This is a genomic window from Metabacillus sp. SLBN-84, assembly GCF_053629595.1.
The window spans coordinates 112519-126595 of sequence record NZ_JBRJIP010000006.1; the positions used below are offsets into that span (position 1 = coordinate 112519).

The following is a 14077-nucleotide window of genomic DNA, read 5'->3' on the forward strand; positions in this document are numbered from 1 at the left end:
ACGGTACATCTTCACATAAAAATAAAAAAGATGCTGATATTCAGCATCTTTTTTGAGAAACAATTGCGTTAGACTTCAAGAGCGACTTCTTTCTCCTGGTTTTGCCCCTCGCGAGCCGCTTTCTTCGCTTCACGGCTTGCAACCGTGTTTTCACGGTGCTTTTCAGCGCTAAACGGAACCTCCGGCGTTTTAAGGGAACTCGTATTGACGACCAATCCCTTTCCGCGGCTGTTTGGGAACAAGTCCGCCTCCAGCACCATCGCATCACCATCTTTGTTTGCCGCTTTTTCAATGGCTTCCCATTGCTTAGCGGAGTAGCTCGCCGTATAGGTGTCTTTTTCCTTACCAGCCTTGTCCTTGTATTTATCATACACAAGCATCGGGTTTGTGAAAACGTCATCCGGCTCACGCGTATCGTTTGAGATAGAGAACGCCACGTTCTTTCCGGTCATCCCCGGACCTTTTTGATCGAATACCCCACTGACGTGTACACGTTGACCTTTGAAACTCTGACCTTTTTTGAATGTAGCCATTTTCGCATCCAGCTCCTTTAAAATTCCATATTTTGTTAATTTTGATCTACTTCCATTATACCCCAATCAGACTGAGCGGCAAGCGGTTTGATGCAACAATGACCATCTCTTGTTAAACAAACGTGCAGTTTTCACTTCTACCTGTTTAAACAAAAAACGCACCCTTATGGGGTGCGAGTCTCTTTCTTTTTGAACAGAAACAGCGGTGCGGGGTTCGTGATGAACCGGCGCCACAGGAATTTCATCCATTTGATAAACCCATAAACCGCTAGGATCATCATGGTGACACTCGTCAGAAGCCACACCATCGTATCCATGTCCCCGGCCGCTGCGTCCGCCGGTACGCCAAGATACGCGCCGATAAAGACGAACATGAGCGGGATTCCCTGGACGAACACCGAGGTGCTCATGGCCAGAAGGAAGGCGCCGAAGGCCTTTGTGGCAAACGTCTTTTTCTGGACAGGTGCAACCTTGCTTTCAGGTTGTGTTTGTACGGTTGATTTTTTGGTCAGCATCTTCATCTTGCATCCAACTCCTTTTTAGTAGGTGACTCGAAACCGCCTGACGCGGGTCATTTCTCAGGGTTTGACTGGAAACCTGGGCTTGCGTTCACTTCTGTCACGATGCGCTCGCCCTCTTTTGGATCCCCCGCTGCCGTAAACTCGATGATGGCTTCACTGGATTCAAGGGCTTTTGGGTTCACCATGTCCTCATTCTTCCGGTGCATGTAATACTGAACGAATGCCACGTACCGGATTCGGTCGCCCTCTGATGTCATCGGCACCACATGGACGCTGCCAAGCGTTGTTTTTAACTCCTTGAAATCAATATAGGAAAGCGGGCCGTCATTTGTATCAATCTTTGTGTCCGCCGGCAGATAGACCGACGTGAATGAGTTATCTTTGCCGAGAGATTCGATGTAATCGCTCCGGGCCTTGTCGTAATCCGCTCGCGGATTTCCAGCTGAACGCGGGTGCGAAGTACGTTTTTGCTGCTTCCGTGTCCAGTGCGATGAGCGCCGGGTCAAGTCCTGTCGCCTTTTTGACCGAAACCGACTTTTTCTGATCGAGCTCCACCTGTCGTTTGCGCGCCTCGTTTTCGACGGAGCCGAGCTTACTCAAGAGTGCCGCATGGGTCTCCTCAAGCGCCTTTTTCTCCCCGCTCTGGTTCCAGAGCGAGATACCTGTTAGCAGGAGGGCAGCAATCCCTCCGAGCACAAGGAGGAGAAGGGTTCGGTTGTTTTTGATGTGACTCATGTATCAGATTCCCCCCACGTCAACTTCGTCCTGCAGCCCAACCGTCGTGTAATGGCGGGTCACATTTTGAAGTCTGTGATTTGTGACATCATAGACTGCATACACCAGACCGGCGGACTTCCCGACCTTCGTCGTCATCGAGAAAACGATCGGGACGCGATCTGTGTCCTGATAGGTGATGATCGATTCGAGTTTGAGCTTCCACTCGGGATTCAGCTTCCAGGTCTTAATGTGGTCCGCTTCGCCCGCTCCGGTCAGCTCTGTGTTTTTTTTCTTCACGGCTTCCAAGTTTTTATACAAGGCATCCCGCTGATTTTTATCCTCCGGGAGCGGCGCGTTGGTTTTGTAAAACGCGGTCAGGGCGTCATCCACAGCAATCATGTCCTTCCCGATTTTTCGCGCGGATACGGTCCGGGCATTGATTTCTTTCTGGTGAGCCTTCGCGTCGAATTCCCGATTGAGTCCCGCCAAGGTCTTTTCAGCCTCTACGAGCAGTCCCTCTGTCACCTTGACGTCCGATTCGAGCTTTGTGATAGCGTCGCCCTGGTTGGATATGAACCAAAGCATCCCGGTGAGGATCGTGCCAATGAGGACCACAATCCAGTACGTTCTTATCAGGTGAATCGATTTGTACAGCATGTTATACCGCCTCCTGTTCATGATTATTGTCATCCATTTCTATTCCATAAATAGATAAATTTACCAATAAGCTCCGTAAAAAAAGAAGGCATCGCCAGAAGCGACACCTTCCCTCCTGATACGTCCATTATACTGTACGCTCAGCGTTTTGGCAAGATTTTTTGTTAGATTTGAGTGGTCGCCCACTGCGGTTGCGCACCGGTCGGCTTAAAGAAATCCCAGCCTTCCTGCTCATACCTGTCTTTCTTGATGACGCGCCAGCTCCAAGAATAATTCAGCCCGGCACCCGCACCGGAAACGCCACGAATGTTCTGCTCGACAATCAGGATGTCACCGTTTGCGAATACGTGCTGGACGATCCCCGTATGGCCGAACTCACTGGTTGTGGAATCACTGAACACCGCTCCGGATGAAGGGACGGCACCAATGCTCTCCCCATAATGATCGGCCCACTTGGATGCCACATCCTTCCCGTCCCCGAACGGACGCGTACCGGCCCGCCCTTCCTGGTCCCATCCCGGATACAGACGGATAAAGTAGCTGTGTGAGAGCGCTGCGCACTGGTCGGGGATGATTCCGTTCGTCCAGCCGGAGGCGTTCCCCCACGCAAGACCCGCGTCCTCCGGATTCTTATAGAACTCTTTAAGGGACTCAGGCAATGTTTCCCTCGACCACGGAACGAGCGTCAAGTCTGATGGGACTTCACCAGTCCCGTCTGCTGCCTGATTGCCGTAATGGGATTTAATTGGATTCCCGCATCCATCGTCCTGATGATACGCACCAGCCGCACTGTTGCCACCCGATCGATCGACGTTCAGCCCACTTAAAATGCTGTTCGCGTAATTTCGATCAGCGGTCGCCCTCTCTAGGATAAACATATAATCCGTGGCATTCGTCTGACGATTCAACAAGGAATGGTTTGGAGAAGAAAGCCCGATCCATGTGTTCATAAACCGTTCCGTCTCACGCTGGACGTTCCCAGGCTCTGCACCCAAAAAGTCAGTCAGCTGTCGCTGTCTCACCGCATCGTCCCCAGCAAGCATGAATCGCACCTGAGTGTCGAAATCAAACCAGTTCACACCCTGCTCATTGGCAAATTCGATAAGCAAACGATTTCGACCGTTCGTCCACTGGGCAAGGCCGATTCCGACATAGTTGATGGCCGGAAAACGTGCCGCATAGGAGGCATCAATCAATTCAACCTTGAAATCAGCCGCAATGGCCGACTGTTTGCCAGCACCAATGGCAAACGGTTCGTCATAAATGGTCTCAACCGCTGTCGGGTCAAGTGAGCTTTCCGCCTGCAGGTTGCCAAGGACGGCCGCTGTCTGCTCTTTTGAGCCGCCAAGCTCTGAGTAGACCGACCAGAGCTTCACAGCGTTCTCCCTACGCACCGCCTCTATCTCCCCGTCAAAAATATACTCTTGGGAGGCTTTTGACACCTTGGTCTGCTCGGGTGTACAAAACGTCGAATCATCTTTTTTCGTGATTTCCTGACCAAGACCTACTACAACCAGACCTCCGACACCCACAAATGTAGACATGATGCCCACCGCCATGATATTCCCGATTGCCGTTGTAAGACCGAGAGAGCCGGAGAAAAACGAGCTGATCGCACTGAAGATCGAGCCTAAAAACCCGGCCATCTTGCCCAAAATCCCAAGCGCGAGCGCCTTAATCGCCATAAGACCCTTCATGAGGAGCATACCGGCCATCCCGAGACCGACCGCGCTGCCGCCAAGATTTATTCCAGCTGCGATCTTCACACCCTTGATACCCTTATCGACCCCGTCATCCATCTTCTCTTCGACTTGGTCGGTGAGCCCGTCACCCTTGCCGCCCGCATCTTTTTTCGCCTTATTGAACTGCTTTAGGGCTTTTCTCGCGCTGTTGAACTGAGCAAGTCCAGGCGTCGCATCCATCGCAGTGTCTGCAGCCTGGTGCTCAAGTCGGTCTTTCATTTTCTTATCACTGTAATCGACGCCTGTTGCATCGGCACCCATGTTCTTTCGTTTTCCAGGACCCTTTGCGGGAGAATCCGGCACACCGCCGACCTTTTTATCGGATGCATCAATCCCGGAATCGCGATCCCCCTTCTTCCCGGTTTGATCTTTACTCTCATTTGGATCATTAGGGGCTTTCGGTTCCTTGCCAGCCTCGGCACCAGCAGCACCCGGTTGTTTTCTGCTCGGTTTCGCTCCGGTATTTGCTGTCTGAGGTTTTGATGAACCATTAGAACCTTGTCGCCTCGCACCGTCGTCGGAACCTTTTTTTCCGCCTTGCTCTTTATTCTCTTTCGGACCACTACCATCTTTCGCATCTTTGCTGGCCTTAGATCCAGGTGTTTCGGGTTGCTTTTTGCCCGATTTTGGATCGGCATTTCCGTCTGACGGCGCTGACGGATCCGGTGAACCGGAACGACTTCTCACCCCGTCGGCAAGCCTGGACTTTGAACGGTCTTTTGGAACCGGTGACTTGCCGCCCGGCTCTCCCTGTGTATCCGACAGCTGCCCTCTTGTGGAGCGCCTGCGCCCACTGTACTGCTCCTCACTCATCCCTTACGCCCCCTTCGCATCTTTGTTGAAAACAGTAAAACCCGAAAGACCTCCCGTATGTGGCAGAAGGTCTCCGGGGGTGACTAGATTAATAGAATTGAACTGATTTTTCGTCGGTGAGAACCGAGTACGAAGACTTTTGGGACTGCACATCGGCGTCAAGAATTAAAAGATCGCGCATCAGATCACGCTGCAGCTTGTTTTTCACGGTGAGATAGGTTCGCCATGTGGACTGCAGAGATTCGACCGATCCTTTCGCGGCAACCTGAGCAGAAGGGCTTGTGCCCGTCGCTACGTTTTTCAAATCCAACACCGCACCGTCTGTTCCCTTGAGCAGCTCCACCCGTTCCACCTGTTCGATTTTCGACGGGTCTTTTTGGCGGATGGTCTCCTGCTCGCTCTGTTTCTTCATGTACGCATCAAACGTGGAAAGGTCGTCCATCACCTGGTCGATGTAACCATCACGAATTGTTTTGGTCGAATAATCGAAGATGTGCGCACCGGCCAGGTTCTGTGCGGCAACAAACACTCCCTTGTCATCCACATAGTCACCCTCCACAAACCACGGTGTTTTCGGTGGCTCATAACCTGCTGCCACCAAGCGGTTCGTGTACTCCTTCTCACGATTGAGCAGTTTGCCAAGCTCGCTCGTCTGCGTCTTGATCGCCTCGCGGATTTCTTTGTCACGCGTTTCAGCAACCAGTGCCGTGTAGAGCTTTGTCGGCTCGGTCTCGCCATCATCAAGCCCTTCGAGCGTCTTCACGTCGCTTGCACCAGGATTGACAAACAATTTCCCCTGGTCGTACTTCCCGAAGGAACCATCGGCCGACTCTTTATCCGGAGCCGGTTCAGCCTGCTCAGAAAGTGCGGCGTTCGCACGGATTGTAATGTCAGCCACTTCTTGCGGGATCGTCTCGCTGTGCTGGAAACGAATGATCGCATACCCCGTCGAGCCGAACAGGGAGAACGAAACACGTGGCTTATAGGAAAGACTTTTCGTTTCTCCTGTGATAAAGAGTTCATAATTGTTCGCATCGGAGCTCATGGTCTCAGGACTCTGCATACGAAGCAAAATCATCACGTCGGTTTTTTCCTTGTTTCCGTAAACCCCTTCAACGTACATCTTCTGATCCGACAGCGAGAAAGCAAAATTCTCGGTGTAGATGGCCTGCGCCGACACGCTCTTTGCGATGTCCGCCCGATTCACAACAAAGGACAGAACCGAAAACAGGAGCAAAACGGACAGCGTCGATCCAAGCATAATTGAAAACCGCTCCATCTTATGATGCGGGCCGAGTTTCAGCCGGTCTCGAAGTGATCCGAGCCTCCCGGCCAGAGATCGTTTTTCCTGCGCGCCGCCTTCTTTTCCGGATTCTGCGGCTTTATGATTTTTAAGTCCCTTCATGTCATGTCTCGCCATAACCTATCACCCTCTCTTTCTATCAAAATATTTATTAAAACGCTGTACTGTCAACGTTTTAAACTAACTATTATTCATTATATCACAGGATAAATGGAATAAATAGGAAATTGTCACGGGAATAAACCGGTCGCCCCACACATTTGTCCACAAAAAAAGGGGGCGCCTCGGCGCCTCCTTTTTCCCTTGTCCTTCTCGCTTACGGCAAGAATATGTTCGTGAAATGGAACAATGTGATGGTTTGGCCACCCAAGTCCTCGATTGTCGTTTTCCCGCCTTCTGCGATGCTTTGTACAAACGCAAATCCGGTGGACATAGACAGTGCGCCTCCAACTAGAAGCAATACGATTGCAACAGCCCAGTTCGTCTGCTTTTTCCCTTGTGACATCAACCCGGAGACGATTTGCCAAATGGCGTACGCTACTGCGCAAATCCCGAGGATCATGACCGCAAGTGAGAACCATTCGCCAAGCGTCGTGAACGAGTTCGTCAAAAAGTTACGCAAGTCCCAACCGCTGGCGGCACCTGCTACTAGCTCGATGTTTCCGATACCAAACATGAATTTTTCCCCCTTTACTTGTGAGTAGAAGCGCCAAATGTTAAACAAAACACTGGGTGCTCAACAATTTGAATCTAAAATGATTATATCACACCTTTTTTGGAAGGACAACACAATTTATCCATTTTATGGTAAACAAAATGCAAGTTTGTTTAACAGTCGGAGTCAAATCGTGCCGTCCCGCCTAAAGGATTCTCGGGTTATTCCTCGCTGTTTTCTACGGTTGAGCCGTCAACAAAGGAATCCCATGATTGTTGCATCTGTTTCGTGCTCTGAATGATGCCCGCTCTGTCACTTAGTGCATCCTCGCGGATTCCGGAACGGACAAGGTCACGCTTCATGTGAGTCAGACGACCGCTGAGCGTTTTCATCTGAGTGCGTCCAGCCTCGGTAATCGTACCGGCCTTCTCTTGGTACGCGAGTTTGTCGTACATCGCTTGGGTGTGGCCCATGTGAACCATCTGATTGATGATCGCCGTCCCGTTCGTTCGAAGCGGTCTGCTTGCAACGACCGGCTGGAAGTTTCCGTTTTTCAGCAAACCCTGGGCGTTATCTTTCAGTTTCTTCACGGCGTCTTGAGACGTTTTCACGGTGCTCTCAAGCGCTGTCACCTGACTCTCCGCGCTTGCGATAATCTGTGGTGGCCGCTTGCTTGCCTTGAGTGTGGCAAGTCGCTGCTCGGCCTGTCTCAGCTTCGACTGGTTCGCTTTGAGGTCTGTTGCACGCCTTGTGATCTGATCGCGGTAATCATCGTAATTGCTGATGCCCGCAGAAGCGAGTTCCGCATAGCTCTTAGTTGCCGACTGTTTTGGAACCGCCTGCACCTTCGGTGCCGCTTGTTTCCCGTCACGCCATCCGGCAGGGTTTAGCACGCGCTGTTTGACCCGGCTTGCCTGATCCAGCTGCTGTTTCGCTTTCACCTGTTCCTGTCTTGCTTGACGCATCTCCTGCTTGGGAACCGGTGCAGTTGAGTGCGTCAGGGTCTGAACACGGTTTGCCGCTTCTTCGTGGCGAACTTGCGCCTGCTCATGCTGTGCCGTCGCCCGGTCGATCTCTTCGGCTGTCCCACTTGGCTTCTGTGAAACCCGAGACATGTTCGTTTGGGCATCCGATAGAATTCGCGCCGCCTGATTCATCCGCTGCTCACGTTTTTGGACGACATTTTTCGGTTGCCCCGACGCGATAGCTGCTGCGTGCGCCGCCTGGGCGTTCTGATAGACCTGCTCGGCGCTTTCCACACGGGAACGGGCCGTGGATACTTCATTTTGGGAACGACCAGCCGCATTCGCTGTACGAAGGTCCTGTTCCATCGTCGCCGCTTGCTGTGCAGACGCCGCTTGGGCGGCTACTTTTCGCTCCTGTCTGGCGATCATAGCAGGAGGTAAGCCATCTGTTTTCATCTGTTCGAGTTTCGCCATACTCTCGCCGAGCACTTCTTTCTCGGCATTTGCGTGGCGTGCAGCACTTTTCACGTGATCGGATGTCACCGGCTGACGCGGTACCCCTGTTGCCGGCTTTCCGTTCGGGTTCGCCGCCATTGCTTGCGTGAATGCCTGCTGCGCGACATTCGCATTCTTGTTCATTTTATTTGCATAGCGCTCGGCCTGCATGATTGCATATGGAGAAGCCCCGCTTGCTTTCAGCTCCTCGACCCGAGCGTCCGCCCGTTTCGCCAGATCGTTCGTCCGGTTTGCCTGCTTGGCAAGTGCCGTCAAGTTTTGGCTACCCGACTTCCCTTTCCCCGGAAGCGGTACTGGGAGTACAGCATTTTTCATGGCGCTGTCACCCATGTGTCTCAAATGGGTTTCACCGATCGCCGGATCCTCGACTTTCTCGAATCCGCGCTCATCTACCGGTCCAACTACATCGTTTGCTGATACCCGTGAACCATCAGCTCCAGTCACAAACCCTTGATTGTCCAGTCCGACCGGAACCAGTCCGTTCGCCCCGTTCATCTGGAGGGCTTGACCGTCTGCGCCGACGACTTGACCGTCTTTGTCCAGACCATAATGCGTGGCATCCTGTTCGTTTTTCATCGCTTCATACTGACCGGAATCAAAACGCAACTCATCAAGCGCTTTTGCGGCTTTCGCGGCGGATACCGGCTTGCCATTGTGTCCCGGAATCGATGCGACAGGCTGGAGGGTTCCGTCTTTGTCCAAAGCCACAAAGTCGCCGTTTTCATTCACAAGTTGACCTTTGCTGTTCTGGTAGAACGCCTGGCCGTTTTCATCGGTGTACGCGTTACCGTCTTTATCTGTGAGTACCCCATCTGCACCAACCACCGGTTTCGCACCGGCCATCGCCAGTGGGACCATCGGGCTGATGGCGTTGCCGTCGGCATCAAGTGCATGACCATCGGCATCTTTAATGACGTTGCCGTTTTCGTCAACCTTCTGACCGGTTTCGGTTGTGTTTGCTGGAATGTCATCGTTTTCTGTGAAACCGTCGGTCGAAACTTTTCCGAGAGCCGTCGCATCGCCATAACGCATCGCCTGAACGGCCGCTTCTTTCGCTTCCATTTCACGGTCGTACGATTTCCCATCAATACCAAGAGCACCTTTCGCCACGTCTTTTCCTTTTGCTTTCGCAAGATCCTTCGCCGTGTCCATACGGGACTTGATTTTTTCACCCAGGGATCGTCCTTCCATCCCTCTTTCCTCAGCAAGCGCTTCGCGCTTTGCTTCTAAACCATGCGCCGCACCGAGAAGACCGGCCGCACCGCCAAGAAGTCCGGCATTGTCCGCATCTTTTGCCGCTTGGGTAAGTTTCCCGTCACCACCAATACGCCCTCCGGACATATTCGATACATCGAGCCCTTGACCGCCCGTTCCAGTATCAAGTGCACCCATGACGCGCGTGATGCTGTTTGTGACGACTTCCTCCATCATTTCTTTAAAGACTTTCACATTCTTAATCATGAAGAGTGTCAGGGCTGCTGTGATGACAATAACCATGAAACTGCCCAGGAATTCCATGATGACACCGGCTCCGAAATACTCTCCGCCTGTATCCACCACTTCATTGAAGTTCAAAAGCATCGTCATGATGATGTTCTCACTCAGGCTGTATAGGAAGATCATCCCGATAATCTGAATGATGAGTACAGCTGTTGAAATCAGCAATTTTGTCGTAAAGGCGATCGATCCGAGCGCCGTTCCGAACACACCGGACAAAATCCGTGGAATACTCTTGATCGCTACGCTGACCATCATAACCCCGTAAGCGATGGACAGAACCGCAAGGCTCAGCATCACCGTGATGTTCTCAAACCAGCGTGTCACAGAAGAAATACCCGAACCGCCAAACGTGACCGCCGCATACGCGTCACGGGACAAATCACTGGATGTTTTCTTCGGGGAGAATACTGTCAGCCCCGTGTTGGAGAACGTTGTGTTCAAGAAATTGTACATGGCAATCGGGGACAATCCGCCGACTGTTGCTGCACGGTCTGCACCGATTGGTGCGGTTTTACTTTCCACAACGGCAGGCATGGACGGTGCCACATACCCCTCTCCGGCATTGTATCGAAGGTCTCCGGAATTATAGATGTTCATTCCGTATGCCCCGAACTGAAAGAGAGCGTTTTTGGCAGGACCTTCGGTGAAAAGCCCTTTCGCGCTGCTGTCTACGTTGTTGTCTTCCCCGTTCCAGTGAATCGGCTTCATCCAATCTTCGTCTCCGTCAAATGGATTCAGCTGCTCACTCCACGTTCTGTTTTCACTTGCAGAGAGCGTAAACATCTTGACGATGTTTTCATCATTTTCAGCGCTCCGGTTCGCCGAGCGAATCCGCTGGATCTGACCGGAAACTTCCCCGTCATAATCAGAGCTTGTGTATTTCGCACTCGTCATGTGGCGGGAGAGGATGCTGTACACACTGGAGAAAGAGGATTTTTCACCAGCCGTCATTTCTTCTGTATCGACGTCTTTCCGGGTGCCACCCTCATCGAAAATCCTATCGATCTCGGATGTGGACGCGTAGCGCGCCTTTAAGGCTTCCGCGCGGTCGTTATTCGCCCGGGTGCCATTGACCTCAAGAATCAGCGAACGGTCACTCAAGGATCTTTTTTCATCTTCTTCATAGCGCGGGTTTCGAATATCGCTGTCTGCAGGAGGAGCCAGACGGGAATATTTGACCCAATTCTCAAAATCCACATAAGAGGACAGAACCAGGTAATCCGCATATTCAGACCCGACGGACACTTTCGAATCCAAGTCTTCAATCAATCCGGTGTACGTCGCCCCGATCAGCGGAAGTCCTGCAAAGAGCATGAACACCCGAACACCGTACCTGGCAAACTTTTTCATGGCCGACCCTTTACGGAAGACCAATACGGAAAAGGCCGTCACAGCAAGAAGCATCGGGAATAAAAACAGAATGGAGAATTCCTGAACCGCTTCGTACATGGAGCCCACATACTCCGCAACCCCCGACAAGATGCCGAGATTCGCACTAGCCGTGCCGTTCATCGCCGTTTCAAAGAGCTTAAACGGATTCAATGTTGTGAGAATCATAAGCGCGCCGCGGAACAAAAACGGTGCGGCATTCGCAAGCAGATACACCAGCAGCATGAGGCCGGAGCTCAAGACCCGCATCATTTCCCCAAGGCCTGGGCGTACGGTCGAAACAAGACCCATTTCGGTCAGGACTTCGCCGTATCCCGCATACTGGAAGAACGGGTTGTTTAAGCCCGCCGCGTACACGTTGTTTGCACCCCCGTTGTCCACGACGTGCATCAGCTGGTCGTAGGTGATTGTCGCGGATGCCGATGTATAGGAGTTCATCAGCCAGCCGACAATCCCAGTGTCATCCGAGAGGATTTCCGCATAACCGAGAAGCCCTCCCGCATTTCCTGCCACCAATAGTCCGCTGTCGCTGTTCTTTTCAAGCATGTGCATCTTTTCAACATTGGAGCCCGGCGCGAGAGCCGTGGCGAACTCGCGGGTAAGCTCACTCGCCCTTTGGTACAGGGACAGCTCGGTCACGCCGCCCTTTTCTTCCGCAAGCACGCGATGACCGATGGGCAATAGTGCCGTAAGGACGATGATGATCGCCGCAATCAGCACCAAAGTGGCGCGAGGAATCAATTTCCGAAATTGCAAACTCCCCACTCTCCTTTCTCTTTATATAATAGTTTTATGAAAACTGTTTCATATTACGTAATACTTAACGACTAAGTCCCATCTGAATGTCGCTTGCGAACACCACGTTATCGAACCCGCGGCGAAGATAATACCGGTACCGCTCTTTATGTTCGAGCAGGGTTTTGAGTGCAATCGGCACCTCCTGCTTGAGCGTCGTTTCATATTCTTCGATTGTCGCCTTTGTCATCCCACCGAGGAGCGTGTAATCTGCACTCTCGAACTGGTTGAATGCACGGTCAGCAAGCATCCGGTCGACACTGTTATAAATATGGACGACCCGCACACCATTGTCGTGAAGCTGGTCGAACTGGTCCCGGACATACTGCTTGATGCCCGGTGCGAGCTGTTCTGCTCCGTGCAGAATCACCACATCGCCTTGAGACAGATTGCCGACGGCGAACCCGAGCGCATTGACGAACTGAGCCATCATGACGCCACGGCTTCGTTTAATCAGGGAACTGAAATCATAAATCACGCGATTGGAGATGGCGGCCCGGTCGATCTTGGTTGAAGTCGTCGTGTTGAACAGATCCCCGTTCGAGTCCATCATGTCTCGAAACGCCGTACGGAGGAACCCATACGCGTTCATGACCTCCGGATCTTTATTCCGAGCCTGCACTTGTGCATGGTATTCCATGTCCAGATACGCCTGGAACTCAGGAAGTTTCGGAACCTGATTGTGCGGGATTCCAACGAGTCTTAGCGCATGCCTGTTTTCCTGTGCGTTTCGTGACCACATCCGCTTATCGACGTAGAAATCATTCATGACCTCCTGGAGAGCGCCCTTGATGCGAGGACGCTTTTCGTCGGTCATCGGCTGTAGCTGTTCGAGCATGATCGCCATCTTCTCCAGGTGGGCCGGGAAGATGCTCAGTTCATTTTCTTTGTCTCCGAAAAGCTCGAACGGATTGATGTCACCGGTCGTCATGTCCACATTGGATGTGACGTCGGATAAATCCACACCAATCTCGCCCACATGCGCCCTGTTTAAGACCAGATGAACGACGCGGCGGTTTCTGAGAAGGGCGTTCATGCCGAGCTTCGCACCCCACACATCGACGCCGCGCTGCCCTTTGAAGTCCCAGTTGCTGAGCGTCTGAGCTTCGGCTTTCCCGGCAATGACGACGTGTGAATCGTACTGGTCGATGTCCATCAGGACAGCCGAGTTGTTCACATCCCCTTCCATCTGGCCGATGTATTCGCCCCTCGGGTCTTCGATTCCCCGTGTGACGAGGCTGTAATTTCCGGCAAACTCGGCCGAAGTGAACATGAAGTTGCGCCCCATCTTGTTTTCTACTTTGTTTAAGAGATTCGCAAGCTCGCGCTTTTGCTCCCCGACATACGGTGCGGCAAAGATCGTATCAAAGCGGTCTTTGTACTGACGGTTGATCTTATTCACCGCATCATCCAGCCGCTCAAGGGTCGGTGCCTTGACGAGAAGCCGGATTGCGACGCGCAGGTAGCTGGAACCGTTCATGAGATCATGTGCGATGTCCAGAAGTTGCTGCTGCTTCTTGCTGAGTTTTTGACGGGCCGTGAGGGAACCATCCCGCTCCGTTTCGCTCGCCTGGTTATTCAAGAGTCCTTCTGCTCGACCCTGGTGCTGTTCGACCCAAGACTCGCTCATGCGCCCGACATGCTCGATGCGGCGCACGCTCACATCATTTCCGATGTTACGCGGAATGAGGTTGATCCCCCAGAAGTACCCGAGGTTATCATCCGCTTCGCTTCGATGAAGAACCGTGAGCACCGTCGCATATGACCCGTCCACCTGGAAATAATCCGAGCGGAATAGAAATTTCGATTTAGGTTTGATCGCCCGGAACAGCGGAAAATCACGAATCCTCAACTTCTCGTCCTGCTTTGCGCCTGTTTCCTTTTCGCGCCGTTTGTTTTTGTTCATTAGGTTGCTGAGACCTCTTGCAGGTGCACCACTCATCTTCCATCCCCCTTTCTCATCCTTTGTCT

9 protein-coding genes are annotated in these 14077 nt (G+C 52.3%); all 9 read right to left on the reverse strand.

The genetic code is table 11. From position 1 onward, the window contains the following. Nucleotides 1-68: 68 nt before the first annotated feature. The 9 genes from RKD52_RS22100 to RKD52_RS22140 all read right to left on the reverse strand — a co-directional run bounded on the left by RKD52_RS22100 (nt 69) and on the right by RKD52_RS22140 (nt 14048). Nucleotides 69-533: a hypothetical protein gene (locus RKD52_RS22100; RefSeq protein WP_454101548.1), complete on the reverse strand. Its 465-nt coding sequence runs from the start codon at nt 531-533 to the stop codon at nt 69-71. A gap of 164 nt (nt 534-697) precedes the next feature. Next, the gene (locus tag RKD52_RS22105; RefSeq protein WP_454101549.1) at nt 698-1054 is read right to left on the reverse strand and encodes a hypothetical protein; all 357 of its coding nucleotides are present in this window, start codon (nt 1052-1054) and stop codon (nt 698-700) included. A 50-nt stretch (nt 1055-1104) separates the two neighbouring features. Beyond that, nucleotides 1105-1560, reverse strand: a complete 456-nt coding sequence (locus RKD52_RS22110) for a hypothetical protein (RefSeq protein WP_454101550.1) — start codon at nt 1558-1560, stop codon at nt 1105-1107. Between the two features lie 232 nt (nt 1561-1792). Further along, on the reverse strand, nt 1793-2428 hold the full coding sequence (locus RKD52_RS22115; RefSeq protein ID WP_454101551.1) for a hypothetical protein: 636 nt from the start codon (nt 2426-2428) through the stop codon (nt 1793-1795). Between the two features lie 164 nt (nt 2429-2592). Next, entirely contained in the window at nt 2593-4983 is a 2391-nt protein-coding gene (locus RKD52_RS22120; protein WP_454101552.1) for a phage tail tip lysozyme, read from the reverse strand. 88 nt (nt 4984-5071) lie between these two features. Continuing rightward, nucleotides 5072-6403 carry a hypothetical protein gene (locus RKD52_RS22125; protein WP_454101553.1) on the reverse strand — a complete coding sequence of 444 codons (1332 nt, stop codon included), beginning with the start codon at nt 6401-6403 and terminating at the stop codon, nt 5072-5074. A 199-nt stretch (nt 6404-6602) separates the two neighbouring features. Beyond that, nucleotides 6603-7010: a hypothetical protein gene (locus RKD52_RS22130; protein WP_454101554.1), complete on the reverse strand. Its 408-nt coding sequence runs from the start codon at nt 7008-7010 to the stop codon at nt 6603-6605. Nucleotides 7011-7162: 152 nt separating this feature from the next. Then, a complete protein-coding gene (locus RKD52_RS22135) occupies nt 7163-11974 on the reverse strand; it encodes a hypothetical protein (protein ID WP_454101555.1) in 4812 nt (1603 codons plus the stop codon). Nucleotides 11975-12131: 157 nt separating this feature from the next. Next, nucleotides 12132-14048, reverse strand: coding sequence for a hypothetical protein (locus tag RKD52_RS22140; RefSeq protein ID WP_454101556.1), 1917 nt, complete (start codon nt 14046-14048; stop codon nt 12132-12134). Between the last annotated feature and the right edge of the window lie 29 nt (nt 14049-14077).